This window comes from Mesorhizobium sp. M1217, from assembly GCF_040318275.1.
Taxonomy (GTDB): domain Bacteria; phylum Pseudomonadota; class Alphaproteobacteria; order Rhizobiales; family Rhizobiaceae; genus Mesorhizobium.
Genome location: NZ_JAMYMA010000013.1, coordinates 100,861 through 123,323, shown reverse-complemented (window position 1 = coordinate 123,323; position 22,463 = coordinate 100,861). Strand labels below are relative to the sequence as shown.

Below are 22,463 nucleotides of genomic sequence, written 5' to 3'. Positions count from 1 at the left end.
GTGTTCTTGGTTTTCATCTGAGCTTGATGCGTGGATCGATGAACGGTGCGACAGTGTCGGCCAGGAGATTGCCGAGCACGATGGCAAAGGCCGAAACCAGGGTGACCCCCATGATGATCGGAATGTCGATGCGCTGAATGGCCTGCCAGGCTAGCTGGCCGATGCCTGGCCAGCCGAACACGCTTTCGACAACCACGATGCCGCCCATGAAGATGCCGATGTCGATGCCGATCATGGCAATGACCGGCAGGATGGCGTTGGGCAGCGCGTGCCGGAAGATAATGGCGCTGCGTGCAAGACCCTTGGCACGCGCGGTACGCACGTAATCCTGGCGCAGCACGTCGATCATCGACGAGCGCATCATGCGGGCGTACCAGCCGGCGCCGAGAATTCCCATGGTCAGCGATGGCAGCACCAGATGGCGCCAGGCGCCGTAACCGCCGATCGGGAACCAGCCGAGCCGCACCGCGAATACATAAAGCAGCAGCAGGCCCACGACGAATTGCGGCGCCGAAACACCGACGAAGGAGGCGACCATCAGCGACTGGTCGGTGGCGGTGCCACGCTTGACGGCGGCGATGAGGCCCATCGTCAGCCCGATCACGACTTCGCAAGCAATGGCGCCGACCATCAGCAGCAGGCTTGCCGGCAGACGCGAGACGATAAGCTCCGTGACCTCCGAGCGCTGAATGTAGGAGCGCCCCAGATCGCCGCTGAGCAGGCTGATCAGATAGTGCCAATACTGGACGACAAAGGGCTGGTCGAGGCCGAGCTGCCGGCGGATGTTCTCGACCGTCTCGGGCGTGGCGCTGCGGCCGGCGATCTGGCGGACGGGATCGGCGGGCAGCAGATAGAGCAGCGCAAAGGTGATCAGAGAGACGCCGAGCAAGATGAGCACGGCCTGGACAACGCGGCGGCCGAGATAGGCGATCATGCCCGCCCCCTTTGCGTCGGATCGAGGATGTCGCGCAGCGCATCGCCGACCAGGTTAAAGGCCAACGCCAGCGCCAGGATCGCCGCACCCGGAAAGAAAACCAGCCAGGGCGCTGCCTGGAAATAGGTCTGGTTTTCGAAGATGATGTTGCCCCAGGAAGCAGTCGGCGGTTGCACGCCGATACCGAGATAGCTGAGCGTCGCTTCCAGAAGCACAGTGGTCGAGATGCCGAGCGTGCCCCAGACGATGATCGTCGGCAAAAGGTGCGGCAGGATATGACGAAACAGGATGCGTGGGGCGCTTGCGCCGATGGTGCGCTCGGCATCGATGAACTCGCGCTCGGCGAGCGAACTTGTCTCGGTGTAGATGACGCGGGCGGTCTGCACCCAGTTCACCAATGCGATCACCATAGCGACGATCCACAGGCTCGGCTGGAGCACCGCCGCCAGGCAGATGGCGAGCAGCAGCGCCGGGAAAGCCATCATCAAATCGGTGAAGCGCATAAGCGCGCTGCCGATCCAGCCGCGGAAATAGCCGGCCGTGATGCCGACCAGCGTGCCGATCAGAAGCGCCACGCCATTGGCGACGATGCCGATGATCAGCGACGTGCGCGCGCCGAAGAGAAGACGGGTCAGCAGGTCGCGGCCAAGCAGGTCGGTGCCTAGCCAGAATTGGGCTCCCGGCGGCAGTGGCGCGCCTTCAAGCGTGAGCCCGTCAAACATCTGCTCGTTCGGATCGTAGCCTGTCAGCCACGGTGCAAGAATGGCGCCGGCCAAGACAAGGGCAATAATCCAGAGGCCGAGCAATGCGAGAGGCCGTTTTAGCAGACGTCGCCAGACGCCGGCGCGAGGCTTGGCTGGCATACGCCCGGCGGCTGAAAGCTCAGGCGCGATCGGATTGGTCATCGTCGCCTTCTTCTTGTGTCATCGCCACGATCCTGCGCGCGGCGTCCTCGACGCTGATTTGCCAGCTCATCGCCAGCGAGCGGAGCTGCGCATAGGCACGGCCGTCCTCGGCGCCCTTCGACAAGACCTCCACCGCGCGTACGATGGTCTGGCGCTCCGCGACCCGCTGACGAAGCGAGGCGATCTCGCTGGCCAGAAGCTTGCGCGCCTCGAAACTCTGCCTTGCGATCAAAAGCGCGCTATAGACGCCGGCGTTGCCGACCGGTTTCAGCAATTGGGCATCGGCCTTGTGCGACAGTGCCCATTCGACACGCCCCGGCGCCTCGGAGCCGATCAGCGCTATCAGCGGCATCGGTGCCTCGCCCGGCTTCCACGGAAATTGCTCGTCAAAGCCGAGGTCTACGTCGAAGAAAACGAAGTCCGCCGCCAAGGCTTCGGCCGGCAGTTCCGGCCAGAAGCCAATCGCCTCAAGGCCGATGGCCGACAATTGCCTTGTGATCGCCTGCACGGTCGGATGTGGACGATGCAGGACAAAAGCCCTGGCGCCTCCAAGGTTCGGGATACGCGCCATCTTGCTCACGACACCACCCGCAGGCGTGGCCGCCCGAACGTCTCCGTCCGGTCATAGCGGGAAAGGTAGGGATCGGGTGCCACGCCCTTCGTCAGCGTGACCGTTTTGAACGATGTCCCATCGATACGTCCGATCTGCACCGGCAAGGTAGCGTGCTGGGTTTGCGGATCGATGGCGATGTCGCCCAGCGGTGTTCGAAATGATGTTCCGGCAAAGACCTTGGGCAGGTCCGTCCATTGTGCACCGGGGTTGCGGGTGAGGATCTCGGCGAGCGTGCGCACCGAGGCATAAGCCGCCGCCTCGAAGGATGAGGCAGGCATGACGGAAGACACTGAAGCCGCTCCGCGATCCGCCCCCGAGGTGTCGTGAAAATAGGGCCCAACGGAAAGATGACCATCCCCTGCCCCGTTGAGCGCCGGCAATTCGCATTCCGTGAGATTGCAGGACAGGATCGGGCAACGCTCCGGCCTGAAATGCGGGTCGCGCCGGCCAAGCTCGGCATAGGCGGCGATAAACGCATAGGAAGAAGGGCCGATGAGATTGTTCAGAATGAAATCAGGTCTCGTCGCCTGTACCTCCGCGATCAGCCTCGCAACATCGACCTCGCCAAGCGGCAGATAGCGTTCGCCCAGCACCTTGCCGCCGGCGTCCGCAATCAGGTCGCGCGCCACACGGTTGGTCTCCCAACCCCAGATGTAGTTGGAACCGAGCAGGAAGCCGTCGGCGCCGAAACGAGGCACGACATAGGCAAGTAGCGGTACGAGATGCTGATTGGGGCAGGCGTGGGTGTAGACGACATGCTCATTGGCTTCGAAGCCCTCGTACGGGCAGGCATACCACAGCGTGCCGCCTGCCCTTTCCAGGATTGGAATGACCTCCTTGCGGCTCCACGAGGTGACGCAGCCAATGATGTGACGCGCGCCGCTGTTGGCGAGAATGTCCGCGCAGCCGCTTGCATACCGATCGATGTTGCCCTGCGGGTCGCGCTCGACCGGGATGAATTCGAAGGGGACAACGGGATCGGCGTTGACGTCGGCGATGGCGTTCATCGCGCCCGCACGGCAGGATTCGGACACCAGCCGGTAGTTGCCGGACCGCGAATAGAGAATGCCGATCTCGATATGCCGTTTCAAGCAAAGCCTCAAAATGACAATGCCCCGCAGCCACCGCCGCAAGGCGAGGCATACGAGGCATTCTTGCCGCCCGGCGGCCAGAGCCGGTATTTGTCTCACCGTATTACGCCCGCGCCCCCAGTCAAGAGCCGCCACACGAAACTTTGGCCAGCCGAAACGGTTCGACGCGGAGCACGCAACTCATGCCGCTGGTCGTGTAGAGTCCGCCGGGAACCAAAATTACTGATGTCCAGGTATGAGGCCGGACAACCTGGTTCGCTACCATTCAAAGCAACGACTTTAATATCGGTTTACCTGAATCTGCTAGCAGCAATGACGCCGGTTTTCGTCGGTCAAGCAAAGGGTCCACCTTGCCGCAGCAATTCAGCACTCCGTTCAGTCACCGGGGCGACCGCAACTGGTCGAGGTTGCACGGCTTCATGGGCGTCGAGTTGGAACTCGCGTCCGATGTTCTCGTGCCTCGTGTCGCCTTGGCCCGGAAGCTCGGCGGACGGGACTTCGGTGCCGGGAGCCGGGCTTGAGCATCATTCGCGCCTTGCAAGGCGCCGACCTCCCGGCAGTCGCGGACATGTTTCAGCGCGTGCTGCTGAAGGAAGGGACGAAAGCGCCGGCCTCTCTCGTCGAATACATGAGACGGTTTTATCTGGATGCGCCCGGTTGCGGCGGCGACCTCCGGTCGCTTGTCCATGTCAACGACGCCGGTCGCGTCTCCGGATTTGTCGGTGTCCACGTGCTGCCGATGACGTTCAACGGCCGACAACTACGCGCCGCCATCTGTAGCTCGCTCATGGTCAAGGACCATGAGCACGATCCGCTGGCCGGCGCTCGCTTGCTGAAAGCATACCTTGATGGTCCGCAGGACATCTCCTTCAGCGAGACGGCCAACGATATCTCCGTGAAATTGTGGACCCGGCTGCGCGGCGCGGTCCTGCCGCAATACAGCCTTGACTGGGTCCGCGTGATGCGCCCCGCGGCCTTCATGCTCAGCCTTTCCGCCAATCGCCTGACGCTTGCCCGAATGCTCAATCCGTTGGCGCGTGCCGTCGACCGATTTTATTGCAGGAGGATGACGCCCAGCGAACGACGCTGGTCAGGTGTGGCGGTGGAAGGGGCAGGCCACGGAGCATTTCGGATATCCGAAATCGACAGCCACACATTTGCCAAGCTCATCGAGCCGTTTACCGCTCAATTCGCCCTGCGCCCGGATTGGACGGAAGGCCAACTCGACCACATCCTGACCGATGCGGCACAGAAGCCGGATTTAGGCGAGCTTGTCTTCGGTTGCGTGACATCGCCAGTCGGCAACAATGTCGGCGCTTTCGCCTATTACGCACGGAAGTATCAAATTGGTCGCGTGCTGCAGATCCTCGCCCTCCCCGGCCAGGCGGGCTCGGTGATAGACTGCCTTATCGATCATGCCGCCGCGCGCGGCGTCAGCGGCCTGCGCGGACGTGTTCAACCTGCACTTCTGGAGGCGATGCTTGGACGACGCATCGCTTTCCTGACCGTTGCCTCAACGGTGGTGCATTCACGTGATCCAGAGCTGTTGGACGCCATGAAGAACTCGCAAGTCTTCCTGAACGGTCTTGCGGGCGAGCAGTGGAGCCGGCTGATCGGGAGCCGTTTCAGCTAGAGTCGGGACACGTTCAAATCGAACCGCCCATCCGTGGCCCGGTTTCGAGGCGGTTCAGGTGCCGATTTCCTCGACTTCATCAACGAGTTGCGGACGCTGGTGCAGATAACGCGTCGCCTTGCGTTTGGCGATGATATCGGCCCAGACGCGTTCCACTTGTGAGGCGGCCAACCCCGCCGCCTGCCCCACCAGCTCAGCCGCCACGCCGTTGTTGAGGCCGTAAAGGCAAATATCCATACGGTCATAAGGAAGCGAGAAGTAGAACTCCTCCTGGGTCTGCGCCAGCGAGTAGGTATCGGTGGTCGGCGGCCGGTTCCGGATTTCCTCCGGAACACCGAGATGGGCCGCCAGCGCATAGACCTGCGTTTTATAGAGGTGCGCGATCGGCTTGACGTCCGCTGCGCCGTCACCGTTCTTCACGAAGAAACCCTGATCGTATTCCAGCCGGTTCGGCGTTCCAAGGACGGCGAAGTTCAAGCGGTCGGCGTGATAGTATTCGATCTGCTTGCGGGTGCGCTGTTTCATGTTGGTGGCGGCGACGATACCAAGATAGACAGGCAACGGCATTCTCAGTTTCGTCTGCTTGCCTTCCGGATCCTGCACCACCAGGGATGAGATATTGTAGCCCTTGCCCTCGAGGGCGTTCGCGATCACGATCTTCGAGGCCCAGCCTTCGGCGTATTCCGGGACCAATTCGCGGATAAAGGCGTCGCGACGCTGGTAGCAGCCCATCGCGCTCAGGGTCGGCCCGATATCCTCTACGATAGCCTCGACGCCAAACGTTTCGGCGACGAGGCGGCCGAGCCGCAGACTTTCGGGATCGGAATCGCTTTCCGGCATGAACAGGCAAAGCACATTCCGCGGTCCGACGGCTCGCGCGGCCAACGCGACCGACACGCTCGAATCGATCCCGCCCGAAAGACCGAGCACAAGGCCCCGCTTGCGAAACCCGCGCAACTGCTGGCGCAAAGCCGTTACGACACGGTCCGTTTCGGCGGCCAGGTCGATCGCCAGAGCCTGCGCCAGAAAGGTCCGCGCGTCCTTGGCGGGGCGAACATTCATTGAGCGGCCTCCATTGTTTCTGCCGCAAGCCGACGACTGACCTTGCCGGTATCGGTCTTCGGCAGTTCCCGGCGGAACTCGATGACCCTGGGGACCATAAAGTCCTCAAGGTGGCGTGCACAATGACGAATGATATCCTTTTCGCTAAGCGCCGGGTCAGACCGTACGATGAGTGCACCGATCGCATGCCCGAGCACGGGATCCGGCACACCGACAACCACTGCTTCCGCGATGCCCGGATGCGCGTGAAGCACGGCTTCCACTTCCTTGGGCGCGACTTTCTCGCCCCGCGACTTTATGATGTCGTCCTTGCGGCCGACGAAATAAAGAAAACCTTCCTCATCGGCCCGGAACAGATCGCCGGTGTAGAGAACCATCTCCCAAGGATTCGGACCTGGGCGAAGGGCTTGTGCCGTCGCAGCTTCGTTTCGCCAATAACCCTGCATGACGTGCGGCCCGCGAATGACCAACTCACCTGCTACGCCCGGCGGCACTCGTTGCCCGTAGTCGTCGACGACAAAGGCCTCGGTGTTCGGAATGGCTATCCCGACCGACCCCGGCCGGTGGTCGAGTTCCTCGGGTGGCAGATAGGTGCAGCGCTTGCATTCCGTCAGGCCATACATCGAATAGAGCCTGACATCGGGGAAAAGAAACCGCAGGCGTTCTATGTGAGCCGGCGGCAAGGCAGCCGCCGTGTTGGAAATATAGCGAAGGCTGGGCAGGAAGCCCGGCGCCAGGTCACGCATCTGCAGGATCATCGCTGCCATCGTGGGCACGAGCGGAAGACCGGTGACGCCTTCCTGGCGGATACGTTCAAAGACCGCCTGGGGAAAAGCGAAGGACTTCTCGAGCACGAGCGTGGCGCCGAGCCTGACAGCCATCAGCAACTGATAGAGCCCGTAGTCGAAAGCCAGGGGCAGAACATTCAAGATGATGTCGTCCGGCGAATTGCGCAGATAGGTGGTGATTGAGTCGGCCGCCGCGTCGCAATTGCGGTGCGTCATCATCACGCCCTTGGGCCGGCCGGTCGAGCCCGAGGTGTAGATCAACATCGCAAGATCGACGTCAATGCCCCGGTGGTCAATCTCCCTGGCTTGGAACGTCAAGCAATCCGCCAGGGATGTGGCGCCTGCCGGGCATTGGTTATCCGCACCAAGGGTGGAAGCCACGAAGATGCCGGTCTTGCCGGAGGATCCGGACGCCTCGGCGACCAAGGGCATCAGTTTTGCTTGCGTAAGGATCGCAGCTGCGTCGCAATCGGCGATGATGTAGGCAAGCTTTTCGGCCTTGGTAGATGCGTTGATCGGACTGAAAGTCGCGCCTGCCTTAAGAACTGCGAAAATCGAAACCGCAGCCTCCCAGCAATTGTCCATGAAGATCAGGACGCGGTCGTCGCGCCTGACGCCATTCGTGAAAAGGGCGGCGGCCAGGCGGCTTGAGAGATCGTCCAGCTCTTCGTAACACAGCCTTTTGTGCTCGGTGATCAATGCCGTTTTGGCTGGATGGGCAGCGGCCTTGGCAGCCAGAAAATGTTCGATCCGCACGGACGCTCCTCGCCAATTGCGCCTACGCTGCCAGCGCTTCTGCTTTCGCCTTGATGAAGGCGGAGATACGGTCAATCGAATCCAGATTGGCCGGTACGATGTCGGTATCGACCATCGCGATGCCGAAATCATCCTCAATGAAAGCTACGAGTTCCAGCACGGCCGTCGAGTCGATGATGTCGTTCTCGATCAGTGATGCCGTGTCTGCAAGCTCGTAGGACGAGTCGCCGAACAGGAAGTTGTCGACGATAAAGGTTTTGACCTTGTCCTTGATTGTTACCATGATGTTTTCTTCCCTCGATTTCTCAGGCCGCTCGTGCTGTACCGACCTTTTGGCCGGTGAAAATCTTCTGCCACAGTTGGGTCGACAAAATGCCGACGAAGGCAGCATTGTCGCGGAACCCGGACGCTGGCTGCAAGCGGCATTTCTCGTGCAGGTTCGCCACCGCCTTGGCGTTGAATAGTCCTCCGGCGGCGATGCTCGCCTCGCTGAGCGAGTCGCGCACGTAGTCCAGTTCTCCGGCTCCAACGAAGGAGCGGGCTTCCGGCGCCCGGTAAGGCTGTTTGGTGCGCTCCCCGATGGCCGTCGGGAGCAAGTGCTTGGCAACTTTGCGCAGTATGTGTTTTTCCACCAGTCCCTTCAGCTTCATTTCCGGCGGAAGTCTTGCTGCAAACTCCACCAAACGATGATCGAGGAAGGGGAAACGCCCTTCAATACCGTGCGCCATGGCCATCCGGTCGCCCTGGCTCGAGAGGATGTAGCCCGGCAGGAGAAAGCGGGTTTCGAGATATTGCCCCTGATGCAGCGGATGCCACCGGGAAAACGCCTCAGGCAACCGGCTGGCCAGTTCCTCGGCTGCGTCATAGCCCTTCAATGTCGCGCGCAGGTCACCGGAAAAGAACATCTTCGCCGCTGATGTGGTCTTGAAACGCGGCCGATGCGAGAACAGCGGATCGTCCAGGGCAGCGCTGCCGGTGCCGAAGAACGCAGCCAGGTACTCCACGGACTGCTGTTGCAGCCCCGGCAGATAGGGATAAAGCTTGCGGAACAGCTGTGGCCTGCTGCGCGATGCCGGCTGTCGTCCGCAGAAACGGCGAACCCGCGCTTCCTTGAAGACATCATAGCCGGCAAAGACCTCGTCGGCGCCTTCGCCTGTCAGCACCACTTTCAAACCGGCCTGGCGAACGAGGCCGGACAGTTGATAGAGGGGGGCGGGGGCGGTGCGGATGATCGGCCGTTCGGCAAAGCGGATGACTTCGGGAAACACACCGGCGATATCGCCGGCACGGCAGGCGATGGTTCGATGATAGGTGCCAAGCGCCAACGCCATTTCGGTCTGAAAGGCGCTTTCGTCATGCTCGGCGCTGTCGAACGTCACGGAAAATGTCTGCAGCTTAAGAGGAGTCATGCCGGCCGCGATTGCCGAAACGAGGGATGAATCGAGCCCGCCCGAAAGGTAAGAACCGACCGGAACGTCGGCGCGCATGCGAAGCCTCACCGCGTCGGTCAAAAGGGCCTGCAGTTCTTCGGCCGCATCGTCCTCATTGCTAATTTTTGATGGCGCGTCGAGATACGGGTAGTCTAGGTGCCAATATGGTTTGACCGTGACTTGCCCCAGTGTCGCGATCATCACGCTTCCCGGCTCCAGCTCGTGGATGTTGCGGAAAGCCGTGCGTGGAGCGATCGGCGCCCACAGCGTAAAGATCTGGTCGAGTGCGATCTGATCGATTTCGGCCGAGACGCCGGGCACCTTCAGCAGGGCTTTTATCTCCGACGCAAAGTAGAGCACCCCGTCCCTGCTGGTGTAGAACAGCGGCCGAACACCCATGCGGTCTCTTGCAAGCACCATCCGCCGACGCCGATTATCCCATATCGCGAAGGCGAAATCACCGTTCAGGAGCGACAGGCAGTCCTCGCCCATCTCGTCATACAGCTGCAGGAGAACTTCTGTGTCGCTCGACGTGCGGAAGCGTCGGCCCTTGGCCAGCAGTCCTTCGCGCAATTCCACGTAATTGAAAATCTCGCCGTTGAACGCAATCGTCAAATTGCCGGTCTCGTCGGACATCGGTTGCTGGCCATCACCAATCCCGATCACCGACAGCCGCGCATGCCCAAGTCCAGCTTCGGGCGCTACGAATTTCCCTTGTTCATCCGGCCCGCGATGGGCGATCGCAGACGTCATGCGCGCAAGCAAAGCTTCCGCATCCCGGACTGAACCGAAATAGCCCCCGAATCCGCACATCTACACAGCTCATACTGAACAGCAAGCCACAGAACATAGCGTTCATAAGCGCCTCAAAGGTTAATCAGATACTTTTCAGCGAGCATGTGGTTAACAGGATGTTAGGACAGTACGATGCTTTTTGCAGTCCGACTTGTACCCACTCCAGGTCACGCTTGATGGTGAGCTACTGTCGCACGAGCACCATCGGCCAGGTTCTTCAAAGCTTCGCGCCGGATCAGTTGCGGTTTTGGGCCGAATGCCAGTGATACCGGTTCGCATCGAGATAGAAGACGTCACGGCGAGCAGTGCAAATTACTGCTTCGAGTACGGCCGGTACCAATCGACAAACTTCTTCAGCCCGTCCTCTATCGAAACGCTAGGCCTGAAGCCGAAATCCCGCTCCAGCGCGGTCATGTCGGCATAAGTCTTCTCGACGTCGCTCGCCTGCATCGGCTCGTTGTGGCGGATTGCCTTGACCTCGAGCAATCTTTCCAGAATGTCGATGAAGTCGCCCAGCCGCACCGGCCGGTTGTTGCCGACATTGTAAAGCCTGTTCGGCGGAACGTCCGTGGGGGGCTTGTCGAGCACAGCGACAACCGCCTTCACAACATCGTCTATGTAGGTGAAATCGCGCCACATTTCGCCATTGTTGAAGACCCGGATCGGCTTGCCCTCGAGCATCGCCTTGCTGAACATCCAATAGGCCATGTCAGGACGGCCCCACGGACCGTAGACCGTGAAAAACCGCAGGCCGGTCTGCGGTATGCCGAACAGATGGGCGTAGGTATGGCTCATCAACTCATCGGTTTTCTTGGTGGCGGCGTAAAGCGAAACGGGCTTGTCGACCTGATCGGCCTCGCTGAACGGCACGCTGCGGTTGCCACCATAGACCGAGCTCGACGAGGCATAGACCAGATGCTCGAATGCCGGTTCGGCGCGACAGAATTCGAGCACTTCGAGGTGGCCCATGACATTGGAACGGATATAGAGCCGTGGATTGTCGAGTGAGTGACGCACGCCGGCCTGCGCTGCGAGATGCACGATCCTGACGATGCCTTTCCCGGCCAAAGCGGCCGCAAGCGCGCCCTGTTCGGCAATATCGATCTGGTGGAACGAAAAATCCTTACGGGGCAGAAGGCGGGCAAGCCGCCCCTTTTTGAGCGCCAGGTCGTAATAGTCGTTCATGTTGTCGACGCCGACGACCGCTTCTCCCCGGTTGAGCAGATGGTGGCAAACATGACTGCCAATGAACCCCGCGGCTCCGGTGACAAGTATAGGCAACAAGCTTCTCCACGCGCACAGCCGGGCGGGTATCTGGAGAGGCAGATCCAGCCCATTTCGTCGTGCTATAGTCGAAAGCCGAGGTGGAGACCACCACTAAGCTGATGCTTCAGCTTGCCTCGCGCATGGCTTCGGCAGCCTGCAGGTCGACCGACACCAGTTGGCTAACGCCTTGCTCGGCCATGGTTACCCCGAACAGCCGGTCCATGCGCGCCATGGTGATCGGGTTGTGTGTGATGATGACGAAGCGCGTTTCGGTGGTTGCGGCCATTTCGTCCATCAGATTGCAGAAGCGTTCGACATTGTGGTCGTCGAGCGGGGCGTCGACTTCATCGAGCACGCAGATCGGCGCCGGGTTGGTCAGGAACACGGCGAAGATCAGCGACATCGCCGTCAATGCCTGCTCACCGCCGGACAGCAGCGTCATCGTCTGCGGTTTCTTGCCGGGCGGGCGCGCCAGGATCTCGAGCCCGGCTTCGAGCGGATCGTCGGACTCGATCAGTTGCAGCTCGGCGGTGCCGCCGCCGAACAAATGCGAAAACAGCCGCTGAAAATGGCCGTTGACCACCTCGAAGGCGGCGAGCAGCCGCTCGCGGCCTTCGCGGTTCAGGCTGTGGATCGCCTGCCGCAGCTTGCGGATCGCCTCGATGATGTCGTCGCGCTCGGAGACGATGGTCTCCAGCCGGTCCGATAGTTCCTTCTGCTCTTCCTCGGCGCGCAAATTGACGGCGCCCAACCGTTCGCGCTCAACCTTCAGCCGGTCGAGCTGACGCTCGATCTCGGCCATTTCGGGCATCGGGCTGTCGGGTTCGAGGCCAGTGTGGCGGATCACCAGATGCGGCGGCGTGTTCAGCGTTTCCTGGATGCGCGCCTCGACTTCCAGCCGACGCTCGTCGGCGGCGGTCAGCCGCTCTTCGGCGCGAACACGCGTTTCGCGCGCTTCGGCGAGCGACTGAATGGCAGCGGTCGCAGCCTTGTCCAGCTCGGACTGCCGGTTCTCCGCTTCCTGCAAGCGGTCACCTGCAGCTTTTCGCAGGCTTTCGGCCTCGGCGAGTTGCGACAGCAGGGCGCGCCGTTTGGCGTCGATCTCGTCGGGTGCGTCGGCCAGTTGCTCGCGCTCGGCCTCAGCCTCTGCCTTGCGTTCGCCGAGTGCCGCGATCTGCGTCGAGGCGTTTTCGGCGCGCTCCACCCAATTGCGCCGTTCCGCGCCGATCGCGTCGAGCCGGCGCGTACGTGCCTCGGCTTCTCGCCTCAGGCCCTCGTGAACGGCACGCGCATCGGCAAGGGCGGCGCGGTCGCGGGCGACGTTGGCCGCCGACTGCTCGAGCTGCAGTTGCAGATCGCCGAGATCGGGAGCGTCTTGCAGCAGCATTTCCGCCTCGACGAATGCTGCCGCCGTCTCCTCATGGCTGTCGACGATACGCGCGCGCGCCTCGTCAAGTGCTGCACGCCGGCTCGACAGTTCGCCGCCGGCTTTTTCGGCCTCAGCCAGCGTATTGCGGGCAGCATCCAGCCCATGCTGGGCGTCGCGCCCGGCCTGTCGGGCATTGCGTTCGGCCTCGCTCGCCTGGGCAAGCGCCTGTTCGGCCTGCGCAAGCGCCTGTTCGGCTTCGCGCAGGATGCGCGTGGCATGAACCGCTTCGGCATCGAGTTCGGCCAGCCGGTTTTTCTGCGCCAGCCGCTGCGCGGCGGCGGTCGGCGCATCGGCGCTGGCGGTGAAGCCATCCCAACGCCAGAGCGCGCCTTCGCGGCTGACCAATCGTTGACCGGGAGCAAGCAGCGTCTGCAACTTTCTTCCGTCGGCGGCATCGACAATGCCGATCTGGGCCAGCCGGCGGGCCAGTTGCGCCGGCGCGCGCACCACGCTAGCGAGGCTCTTTATGCGTTCCGGCAAAGCGACATCGCCGGGCTGGATTTCGCTCTGGCCCCAATGCACAGGCGCGCTACGATCAAGCGGCACGTCAAGATCTTCGCCAAGCGCGGCACCCAGCGCCGTCTCGTAGCCACGCTCGACGCTGATCTGCTCCAGCACCGAGGGAAACAAATCGCCGCTCGCGGCGTTCAGGATCTTGGCGAGCGTGCGGGCCTCGGTTTCGATCCGCGCCAGTTCGGCCTTTGCGTCCTGAACCGGTGGGCGGGCGGCACTTTCGCTTGCGCGTGCCTCGGCGACCGCCTGTTCCGTGGCAATCGCGGCTCGTTCGGCCCCTTCGAGCAGCGCCTGCGCCTGTTCGACCAGCAGCCGCTTCTCGGCGGGGTCGGGCAGGCCGGCGACCCTGGAGACGATCTCCGACAGTTCGCGGTCGACATCGGCAAGCTGGCGGGCAAAGCGGTCGCGGCGCTCAGCGGTATCGCGCAGCGTCCGTTCAATCTGGTTGCGCGAGGCGGCCGCCTCCGCCCGTTCGGCGGTCAGCGAGGCCAGCTTGGCCTCGCTCGAAGCAAGCGTCGATGCCGCCTGCTCGAAAGCCGCGCGGGTGCTGGCCTCGCGCTCGGCGGCGCCGGCGTTTTCGACATTGAGCGCGGCTTCTTCGGCGGCGAGGCGTTCGAGGATATCCGCATTGTCGCGGACCATGCGCTCCTCGCGGGCAAGGTCGCCATCGAGCTGTTGCAGTCGGCGGTCGAGCTCAGCCTGGCGGGCGCGGATGCGGCCTGCCTCTTCCTCGATCTGTGCCTTGGCGATCGACAGACGCTGGAAGGCGGCGGCGGCGGCGGCTTCCGCATCGCGCAGGTCCGGCAGCCGGTGGGCGTTGATACCTTGTTCCCTTGCGGCAGCCATCTGGGCGGCAGCACGGTCGCCGACCAGCGCGGTGGCAATCGCCAGCGCCGAACGCGCTTCGCCTTCCTGCGTCTTGGCCAGCGTCCAACGCAGATGCAGCAGCGTCGCTTCGGCCTTGCGGATGTCGGCCGACAGGTTCTTGAAGCGCGAGGCCTGGCGGGCCTGGCGTTTCAGGCTTTCGATCTGGCTTTCCAGCTCGCCGACGACGTCATCCAGCCGTTCGAGGTTCTGTTCGGCCGCCTTCAGCCGCAGCTCGGCTTCGTGGCGCCGTGTGTGCAGGCCGGAAATGCCGGCCGCCTCTTCCAGCAGTGCGCGGCGCGCCTGCGGCTTTGCCTGGATCAGCTCGCCGATGCGGCCCTGGCCAACCATCGAGGGCGAGCGGGCGCCGGTCGACTGGTCGGCGAACAGCAGCTGGACATCCTTGGCACGGGCTTCCTTGCCATTGATGCGGTAGAGCGAGCCGGCCTCGCGCTCGATGCGGCGCGAGACCTGCAACTCATCGGCGTCGTTGAAGGCAGACGGCGCAGTCCGGTCGCTATTGTCGAGGAACAGCGTGACTTCGGCGGTGTTGCGGGCCGGACGCGTTCCCGAGCCGGAAAAGATGACGTCGTCCATGCCGGACGCACGCATGTTCTTGTAAGAGCTTTCGCCCATAACCCAGCGTAGCGCCTCGACCAGGTTCGACTTGCCGCAGCCGTTCGGCCCGACGATGCCGGTCAGGCCGCGTTCGATGACGAACTCGCCGGGTTCGACGAAGGATTTGAAGCCGAGGAGGCGAAGGCGCGAGAACTTCATTCGCGCCGACCCATAGCCAAGTTTCGCAAAACTGTTCCGCGGTTTTGCAAGGAGAACCAGCGGCAAGACAAAGAAGTGCGCACGCCGAAGCGCAGCCGCTTCGGCGCTGCCGAAACGTCAGAGCAGAGGGTCGATGATGGCCGACATTTCCGCAATCGACATCGCCCCTTTGTAGGTCTTTCCGTTGATGAAAAAGGTCGGTGTGGAATCGACCTTGAATTCGTCGGCGCCGCGCTTCTGGACGGATCTCACATCGTCCAGAAGCTTCTGGTCCGTCAAGCAGGCCTCGAAGGACTCCTGTGTAAAACCGGCAAGCTTGGCGATTTGCAGCAGTGCGTCCTTGGTATTGTTCACACCAACCCAGTTCGCCTGCTGCCTGAACAGCACGTCGACCATCGGGAAATAGTTGTCCTTGGAGCAGCGCGCCAGCATGAAACCGGCCTCGGCGCTGGGGTCGAACGGAAATTCGCGCAGGATGTAACGGGCCTTGCCGGTGTCGATATATTTCGTCTTCAGCTCCGGAAAAGTGGTCTCGGCGAAATGCGCGCAATGCGGGCAGGTCATCGATGCATATTCAACGATGGTGACCTTTGCGTCGTCCTTGCCGAGCTGCATGTCGGGCAGCGCGCCGGGCTTCAACAAGGCTGCCATATCCACCGTGCCCTGAGCTTCAGGCGCTTTGGCGGCGGCTGGAGCGGCCGGCTTCGCAGGTTCCGCCGGAGCCGCAGGCTTCACATCCTGCGCCTCGGCTTTCTCGCCGGAATCGCTGCAGGCGGCAAGCAGCGCCACCGCTGGTATGGCGGCGAGCGACGACAAGAGATTTCTGCGGGACAAGGAACGGATCATACGAATCACCTGGCAATAGTTGGATTTTGCAATGCAAAGGCTACAAAAAGCGAGAGTTGGCGCGAATTAAGGCATTGCCACCCCTATTCCAATCGGCAAATTCGAGCATGCCATCACGATAGCGCGAGATTACGGCTTCCTTTGGCCTAGAATGGTGGCGCCAAGCCGCTCCAGCGAGGCGCGCAGCCCGTCGTCCTCGATCAAACCGACAGTGCCCGACAGCTTCGCCTTCTCGGCCACGGTCAGCGGCCGCAAAATGGGTTTCGGCTTTTCCTTGCCAGTCATTACCGGTTTCTGCACGATCCTGATCCGGCCGATCGCATTGAAGCCGAGAAACGCATTGACCCGGTTGATGATCTCGCCGGTCTCGTGCTGCAGATGCAGTGCCGCCACACCCTCGCAGGCAATCACCAGCACCGCCGGCTCGAACGGATCGTCCTCGTGCATGCGGCGTGGCCACTGGATCTTTTCCGGGCGCGAGCGGCCGGCAAGCCGCGGCCCGGCAATCTCTTCCCACGACTGAACCAGCCCGATCGACATGCCGGCCCGCTTGCGCAGCACCGGGTCGAGGATCTCGGTTGCGAGATCGCTCACCGGAACGGGATTGCCGAAGGGCCTTTTCCCTGCCATGTGCGTTCTCCAGTCACCAGCTTCAGCACCAGTGGATTAGGGCCGACCCTCGATCAATGGCACTGCACGACCAGACCCGCAAGGCCGTATCCGGAGACAATGGCGAGATCGCGTTCCGGCTGCTTGGCTGGTACGACGCGCATCACCGCGACCTGCCCTGGCGCGTTCCGCCGCGCCCGCTGGCAGGCGGCGCGCAGCCCGATCCCTATCTGGTCTGGCTTTCCGAGGTGATGCTGCAGCAAACCACGGTCGAGGCGGTAAAATCCTATTTCCGGGCGTTCGTGCAGAAGTGGCCAACTGTCGAGGCACTGGCGGCGGCACCGATCGAAGACGTCATGAAGGCCTGGGCCGGGCTCGGCTATTATTCTCGCGCCCGCAACCTCAAGGCTTGCGCCGATCTCGTCGCGCGGCTAGGCGGCCGCTTTCCGGACAGTGAGACCGGCTTGAAGGAACTGCCCGGTATCGGCGCCTATACGGCAGCGGCGATCGCGGCGATCGCCTTCGACCGACCAGCCGCGGTCGTCGACGGCAATGTCGAACGGGTCGTCTCACGGCTGTTTTCGATCGCCACGCCGCTGGGCGAAGCCAAGAGCGAGATACGCAGCCATGTCGAGCACATGGTTCCCGGGACAAGGCCCGGCGACTTCGCGCAGGCGATGATGGACTTGGGCGCGACGATCTGCACACCGCGCCGGCCCCGCTGCGTGCTTTGCCCCGTCAGGCAGGATTGCAGCGCCACAATCTCGGGCGATCCCGAGCGCTTTCCGGTCCGCCTGCCCAAGGCCGAGAAACCCTTGCGCCGCGGCGCCGCTTTCGTCGCCGTCAGGGGCGACGGCGCCGTGCTTTTGCGCAAGCGCGTCGAAAAAGGCCTGCTGGGCGGCATGACCGAAGTGCCGACGACCGGCTGGACCGCGCGCATCGACGGCGCCACAACGGAAGCGGCAGCCCCGTTCCCCGGCGACTGGCGGCAGGCCGGACGCATCGGCCATGTCTTTACCCATTTTGCGCTCGAACTCGACGTGTTCAAGGCGGAGACCGACAGCGCCGCCCCGCCCGGGCATTTCTGGTCGCTGGCCCATGAAATTTCCGGGGAAGCGCTGCCGAGCGTCATGAAAAAGGTAATCGAAGCGGCGATACCGGGCGCGACGAAGAAGCAGCGGCCGCATTGAAAGAGAGAAGAATGTCCGAAATCCGCCACATCGTTTTCGACATCGGCAAAGTGCTGATCCACTATGATCCGAACCTGCCCTTCAGCCGCTTGATCCCCGATCCAGACGAACGGAAATGGTTCTTCGACAATGTCTGCACGCATGATTGGAACATCGAGCAGGATCGCGGCCGGACCTGGGAAGAGGCAGAGACGCTCCTGATCGCCCAGTACCCGGATCACGAACAGAATATCCGCAATTTCCGCCGCCATTGGCACGAAATGGCACCGCATGCCTATAATGACAGCGTAGCCATCATGGAGCGCCTGATCGACACTGGCCATGACGTGACGCTGCTGACCAACTGGGCTGACGATACGTTCCGCGAAGCGCGCGACCGCTTTCCGTTCCTGGAGCGCCCGCGCGGCATCACCGTGTCAGCCGAGATCGGGCTAATCAAGCCGGATCGCGCCATCTATGATCACCACGTCACCGCGTTCGGCCTCGAACCGTCAGCCACGCTATTCATCGACGACAGCCAGAAAAATGTCGACGGCGCCAAGGCGGCCGGCTGGCAGTCGGTGCTGTTCACCGATGCAAAGACGCTCAGGGCGGACCTTGCGCGTCTTGGGATCAAGGTGTGATTTGAATCGCTTCCAGGGACTGGCTGAGCCTTCGCATTAACTGATCTGTCGCAACTCAGAAACCGTCAGGCCCCTGCCCGTTCCATGCCTAGCCGCGCAATGCGGCGAAGCTCGTCAATCGGGGTCAGGCCTCCGCTGCGCTCATAATGCCAGAAGGTCCATCCGTTGCAGGCGTCCAGCCCCTGTACCTCAGCGCCGATCTTGTGGATCGACCCGGCACTGTCGCCGATCGCCAGCGTGCCGTCGGCACGCACCTTGGCCGCCCAACGCTTCTTGGCGTCGTAGAGCGTAGCGCCGGGTGCCACCAGGCCATTGTCGAGCAGCGTGACGAAGGCAACGCGCGGCTCGGCGCGCTTGCCGGTCAGCACTGTCAAATTGGCGCCGTCCAGCGGCCGGACCGCATCGATGCGTTCCATGGCGGCATCGATATAGGCTTGCTCACGCTCGATGCCGACGAAGTGGCGGCCAAGCCGTTTGGCCACCGCACCGGTGGTTCCTGAACCGAAGAAGGGATCGAGCACGATGTCGCCGGGCCTGGTCGATGCCGTCATGACGCGGGCAAGCAACGCTTCCGGCTTCTGCGTCGGATGCAATTTGTCGCCATTGTCGTTCTTCAGGCGCTCGCCGCCGGTGCAGATCGGAAACAGCCAGTCGGAGCGCATCTGAATGTCGTCGTTCGATGCCTTCAGCGCCTCGTAGTTGAAGGTGTAACCTTTGCCCTTCTGGTCGCGCGATGCCCAGATCATCGTCTCATGCGCGTTCTGGAAGCGACGGCCACGGAAATTGGGCATTGGATTGGTCTTGCGCCAGACGACGTCATTGAGGATCCAGAAGCCCAGGTCCTGCATCTTGGCGCCGACCCTGAAAATATTGTGGTAGGAGCCGATGACCCAGATCGTGCCGTTGGGCTTCAACACGCGGCGCGCCGCCAGCAGCCAGGCGCGGGTGAAGGCGTCGTAGGCCTCAAAACTGTCGAACTGGTCCCAATGGTCGTCGACGGCATCGACCTTGGATTGGTCGGGCCGGTGCAGATCGCCATCGAGCTGCAGATTGTAAGGCGGATCGGCAAAGATCACGTCGATCGATTTTTCCGGCAGCCGTTCCAGCGCGGCGACGCAGTCGCCCTTCAGGATCGTATCCAGCCACTCGGATTGCTGGGGAGCATCGGAAAGCTCGTCGAGAAGACGCACGGCAGACATTATGACACCCAAGGCACGCGTTACTGTTTACTGTCCGTTATGGTTACCGATCAGCGTAAATATTCAGTGAAGCATACTGCCGAATTTGCGAAGCCCGGCCTGTTGGTGTATGCCGCGCCGCCTGAGCCGTTTGGACCAAAGGCCTCTTGGCATTCCCTTCATCCCGCTTTCCGGATCACCATGCCCCAGCCAGACCTTGTCATCTTCGATTGCGACGGCGTGCTCGTCGATTCCGAAATCATCGCCGCACGCATCGATGCCGAGCTTTTGACCTCGGCCGGCTATGAGATATCGGCGGAGGAGATTTCCGAGGTCTATGCCGGGCTGACTTTCAAGGACATCATGATGCGGGTCGAGGAAAAGTCCCGGATCCCGTTCCAGGCCTCCCTGATCGACAAGGAGGAACAGCTGGTCGATCGCCGGCTGCGCAGCGACGTGCGTGCCATCGACGGGGCGCACGAGGCTGTCGCCGCGGTAATGGTGCCGCGCTGCGTCTGTTCGAATTCGCGTTCGGAGCGGATCGAATTCATGCTGGAGAAGGTGCAGCTTTTGCCGTTCTTTGCCGGCCGTATCTTTTCGTCGCTGGAAACGCCGACCGGGAAAACCAAGCCGGCGCCGGACGTGTTCCGGTTCGCCGCGGAAAAGCTCAAGGCCGATCCTGCGAACACCTTCGTCATCGAGGATTCCGTGCATGGCGTCACCGGCGCCAAGACGGCGGGAATGCGCGTCATCGGCTTCACCGGCGCGGCGCACAGCTATCCCGGCCACGCCGATGCGCTGACCGAAGCCGGTGCCGAAACGGTCATCCGCCGCTGGGCGGAACTGAAAAGCGTGATCGCCGCGCTGTCGGAATGGTCGGCGGACGCCTGAGAGGCCGCCTCCAACCGCCGTGGCGCGAATGCACCGGCTCAGTTGGTCGCGGCGGCTTTCTTCTTCTTCGGCTTGTCCGACGCCCCTTTCGGAGCGCCCTCGTCATACCCGGCAAATGCCTGGTAGTCCCGCGCCGTCGGCTCCGGAACGACGACGTTGGAATCGGTGAAGACGAACTGCGTGGCACTCGAGGGATCGGTAACCTGGACCTGATAGGAGTGAAGCTGCGAATAGAGAACTTCGGTGCCGTGCATCACCGCGATACGGATCGGCATGGTGATGGTACCGGGGGCGAACATCGGACCAGGCACGACCTTGCCGGCAACGGCTATCTTCATCGACAAGGAGCCGTTGGCGCGGCTGCAGTCGCGGGTCACATCGGTGATCGAAGCCTGATAGATGATCTTGGCGGAATCGTCCGGCTGATCGACGCCTGCCGCGTCCGCTGCCGGCTGGGCGGCTTGGGCATCCTCGGCGGCAACATCGGTTTTTTTCTTCGGCTTCGGACCGCTCTTGGCGTAGATATTGAAGAAGGCGGTGCCGTCACGCAACGTCACTTTCGGGCAATAGGCCTGCAGCTGGCTGGAAAGCACCTTGGGGTCGGGTGGCGGTGGTGGCGTCGTATCCTTCTTGCCGAAGCCGAGAATGCTATTGTCGCTCGATTGGCAGCCTGCGGCAGCAAGCATAAAGCCGGTGAGCGCCAGACCCGCGACAAAACGACCGTTGAATGAATGAAACGCCATGAACTGCACTTCCCTCTCGCAAAGCCGGTGACGTATATCAACCGCGCGGCAAAAATGCGACTGAGCCAGCGCAGAAATCCACCACCTTACGGCGGGCGAAGATTCCCGCAGCAATGGAAACGTGACGATGCAATATGTGAGTACCCGCGGGGAAGCGCCCGCGCTTGGATTCTCCGACGCGGTGCTGGCCGGGCTGGCCCGCGACGGCGGGCTCTATCTGCCGAGCGCCTGGCCGCATTTTTCCGCAGCAGAGGTCCGCGCCATGCGCGGCCTTGCCTATCCCGATCTTGCAATCCGCGTGCTGTCGCCGTTCCTCGGTGGCGAGATCGCGGCGCCGGTGTTCGAACGGCTGGTGCGCGAAGCCTATGCGACCTTCCGCCATGAGGCCGTCTGCCCGCTGGTGCAGAGCGGGCCGAACAGCTTCGTGCTCGAGTTGTTCCACGGCCCGACGCTCGCGTTCAAGGACGTGGCGATGCAGCTTCTTGCGCGGCTGATGGACCATGTGCTGGCCGAGCGCGACCAGCGCGCCACCATTGTCGGCGCCACTTCCGGCGACACCGGAGGGGCCGCCATCGATGCCTTTGCCGGGCGCAACCGCACCGACATCTTCGTGCTTTTCCCGCACGGCCGCGTCTCGCCGGTGCAGCAGCGGCAGATGACGACGTCGACCGCCGCAAACGTCCAAGCATTGGCGATCGAAGGCAATTTCGACGACTGCCAAGGCCTGGTGAAGGACATGTTCAACGACCACGGTTTTCGCGACCGGGTGTCGCTATCCGGCGTCAATTCGATCAATTGGGCCCGCATCATGGCCCAGATCGTCTATTATTTCTCCTCCGCGCTGTCGCTTGGCGCGCCCGACAGGCCGGTTTCCTTCACGGTGCCGACCGGCAATTTCGGCGACATTTTCGCCGGCTACGCCGCCAAGAAGATGGGATTGCCGATCGAGCGGCTGATCATCGCCACGAACGACAACGATATTCTGGCGCGCACGCTGGCGACCGGCGAATACCGCATGAAAGGGGTCTTTTCGACCACGTCGCCCTCGATGGACATCCAGGTGTCTTCGAACTTCGAACGCTTGCTGTTCGAGGCGTCCGGCCGCGATGCCTCGACCGTGCGGCGCTACATGGACGGGCTCAAGCAGTCCGGCGCCTTCACCATCGAGGCCGGCGAAATCGCCAAGATCCGCTCCGAATTCGACGCCGGCCGCGCCACCATGGGCGAGGTCGCCGCCACAATCCGCACCACACTTGCGGCGAGTGGCTATCTGCTCGACCCGCATACCGCCGCAGCCGTGCATGTGGCCACTGGCAAAGCCGCCGGTGAGGTGCCAATGGTGGTGCTGGGCACTGCGCACCCGGCAAAGTTTCCGGCGGCCGTCGAAGCCGCCAGCGGCGTGTCGCCTGCCCTCCCCGCATGGCTGGGCGGGTTGATGAGCGCCGAGGAAAAATACACGGTACTTCCATCCGACCTGAAAATGGTGGAAGATTATGTCGGCCGCCACACGCGGGCGGCGCGTTAGGG

At 62.4% G+C, this 22,463-nt stretch carries 19 protein-coding genes; 5 read left to right on the top strand and 14 right to left on the bottom strand.

All coding sequences use genetic code 11. The features are described 5' to 3' along the window. Positions 1-13: 13 nt before the first annotated feature. Genes NKH37_RS22125 through NKH37_RS22110 form a run of 4 tightly spaced genes read right to left on the bottom strand, consistent with a single transcriptional unit; the run spans position 14 to position 3,543 of the window. Positions 14-934 carry an ABC transporter permease gene (locus tag NKH37_RS22125; protein ID WP_023716957.1) on the bottom strand — a complete coding sequence of 307 codons (921 nt, stop codon included), beginning with the start codon at positions 932-934 and terminating at the stop codon, positions 14-16. Further along, positions 931-1,797 carry an ABC transporter permease gene (locus tag NKH37_RS22120; protein ID WP_198030455.1) on the bottom strand — a complete coding sequence of 289 codons (867 nt, stop codon included), beginning with the start codon at positions 1,795-1,797 and terminating at the stop codon, positions 931-933. Before NKH37_RS22120 ends, NKH37_RS22125 begins: the two co-directional genes overlap by 4 nt. A gap of 19 nt (positions 1,798-1,816) precedes the next feature. Beyond that, positions 1,817-2,419 (bottom strand): ANTAR domain-containing response regulator, encoded by a 603-nt coding sequence (locus tag NKH37_RS22115; RefSeq protein ID WP_023716955.1) that lies wholly within the window; start codon positions 2,417-2,419, stop codon positions 1,817-1,819. Next, positions 2,416-3,543: a transporter substrate-binding protein gene (locus NKH37_RS22110; protein ID WP_023716954.1), complete on the bottom strand. Its 1,128-nt coding sequence runs from the start codon at positions 3,541-3,543 to the stop codon at positions 2,416-2,418. Before NKH37_RS22110 ends, NKH37_RS22115 begins: the two co-directional genes overlap by 4 nt. Positions 3,544-4,060: 517 nt before the next feature. Between NKH37_RS22110 and NKH37_RS22105 the strand changes: the two genes are divergently transcribed. Beyond that, on the top strand, positions 4,061-5,176 hold the full coding sequence (locus tag NKH37_RS22105) for a hypothetical protein (RefSeq protein WP_023716952.1): 1,116 nt from the start codon (positions 4,061-4,063) through the stop codon (positions 5,174-5,176). A gap of 54 nt (positions 5,177-5,230) precedes the next feature. Here NKH37_RS22105 and nadE read toward each other — a convergent pair whose 3' ends face one another. The 8 genes from nadE to NKH37_RS22065 form a co-directional block, all read right to left on the bottom strand. Continuing rightward, positions 5,231-6,238 (bottom strand): NAD(+) synthase, encoded by a 1,008-nt coding sequence (nadE, locus tag NKH37_RS22100; protein WP_352483696.1) that lies wholly within the window; start codon positions 6,236-6,238, stop codon positions 5,231-5,233. Further along, entirely contained in the window at positions 6,235-7,782 is a 1,548-nt protein-coding gene (locus NKH37_RS22095) for a class I adenylate-forming enzyme family protein (RefSeq protein WP_352483697.1), read from the bottom strand. The genes nadE and NKH37_RS22095 overlap by 4 nt, the downstream gene beginning before the upstream one ends. Positions 7,783-7,804: 22 nt before the next feature. Then, positions 7,805-8,068, bottom strand: a complete 264-nt coding sequence (locus NKH37_RS22090) for an acyl carrier protein (protein WP_156948004.1) — start codon at positions 8,066-8,068, stop codon at positions 7,805-7,807. A gap of 19 nt (positions 8,069-8,087) precedes the next feature. Next, positions 8,088-10,025, bottom strand: coding sequence for an asparagine synthase (glutamine-hydrolyzing) (gene asnB / locus NKH37_RS22085; RefSeq protein WP_023716948.1), 1,938 nt, complete (start codon positions 10,023-10,025; stop codon positions 8,088-8,090). Positions 10,026-10,319: 294 nt separating this feature from the next. After that, positions 10,320-11,288 carry an NAD-dependent epimerase/dehydratase family protein gene (locus NKH37_RS22080; RefSeq protein ID WP_023716947.1) on the bottom strand — a complete coding sequence of 323 codons (969 nt, stop codon included), beginning with the start codon at positions 11,286-11,288 and terminating at the stop codon, positions 10,320-10,322. A gap of 109 nt (positions 11,289-11,397) precedes the next feature. Then, the gene (gene smc, locus NKH37_RS22075; protein ID WP_023716946.1) at positions 11,398-14,856 is read right to left on the bottom strand and encodes a chromosome segregation protein SMC; all 3,459 of its coding nucleotides are present in this window, start codon (positions 14,854-14,856) and stop codon (positions 11,398-11,400) included. Between the two features lie 117 nt (positions 14,857-14,973). Continuing rightward, positions 14,974-15,702, bottom strand: a complete 729-nt coding sequence (locus NKH37_RS22070; RefSeq protein ID WP_023716945.1) for a DsbA family protein — start codon at positions 15,700-15,702, stop codon at positions 14,974-14,976. 129 nt (positions 15,703-15,831) lie between these two features. Further along, a complete protein-coding gene (locus tag NKH37_RS22065; RefSeq protein WP_023716944.1) occupies positions 15,832-16,332 on the bottom strand; it encodes a DUF721 domain-containing protein in 501 nt (166 codons plus the stop codon). Between the two features lie 56 nt (positions 16,333-16,388). Here NKH37_RS22065 and mutY point away from each other — a divergent pair, with 56 nt between their 5' ends. Together mutY and NKH37_RS22055 are read left to right on the top strand one after the other, a co-directional pair. After that, entirely contained in the window at positions 16,389-17,501 is a 1,113-nt protein-coding gene (gene mutY / locus NKH37_RS22060) for an A/G-specific adenine glycosylase (RefSeq protein ID WP_023716943.1), read from the top strand. Positions 17,502-17,512: 11 nt separating this feature from the next. After that, entirely contained in the window at positions 17,513-18,124 is a 612-nt protein-coding gene (locus NKH37_RS22055; RefSeq protein WP_023716942.1) for an HAD family hydrolase, read from the top strand. Positions 18,125-18,189: 65 nt separating this feature from the next. Here NKH37_RS22055 and NKH37_RS22050 read toward each other — a convergent pair whose 3' ends face one another. After that, a complete protein-coding gene (locus tag NKH37_RS22050) occupies positions 18,190-19,323 on the bottom strand; it encodes a site-specific DNA-methyltransferase (RefSeq protein WP_023716941.1) in 1,134 nt (377 codons plus the stop codon). Positions 19,324-19,503: 180 nt separating this feature from the next. Between NKH37_RS22050 and NKH37_RS22045 the strand changes: the two genes are divergently transcribed. Continuing rightward, the gene (locus NKH37_RS22045; RefSeq protein WP_023716940.1) at positions 19,504-20,193 is read left to right on the top strand and encodes an HAD family hydrolase; all 690 of its coding nucleotides are present in this window, start codon (positions 19,504-19,506) and stop codon (positions 20,191-20,193) included. A 38-nt stretch (positions 20,194-20,231) separates the two neighbouring features. Here NKH37_RS22045 and NKH37_RS22040 read toward each other — a convergent pair whose 3' ends face one another. Next, positions 20,232-20,936 (bottom strand): hypothetical protein, encoded by a 705-nt coding sequence (locus tag NKH37_RS22040; RefSeq protein WP_352483704.1) that lies wholly within the window; start codon positions 20,934-20,936, stop codon positions 20,232-20,234. Positions 20,937-21,063: 127 nt separating this feature from the next. On the opposite strand from NKH37_RS22040, the gene thrC reads away from it, so the two are divergent. Next, the gene (gene thrC / locus NKH37_RS22035; RefSeq protein WP_352483705.1) at positions 21,064-22,461 is read left to right on the top strand and encodes a threonine synthase; all 1,398 of its coding nucleotides are present in this window, start codon (positions 21,064-21,066) and stop codon (positions 22,459-22,461) included. Positions 22,462-22,463: the final 2 nt, after the last annotated feature.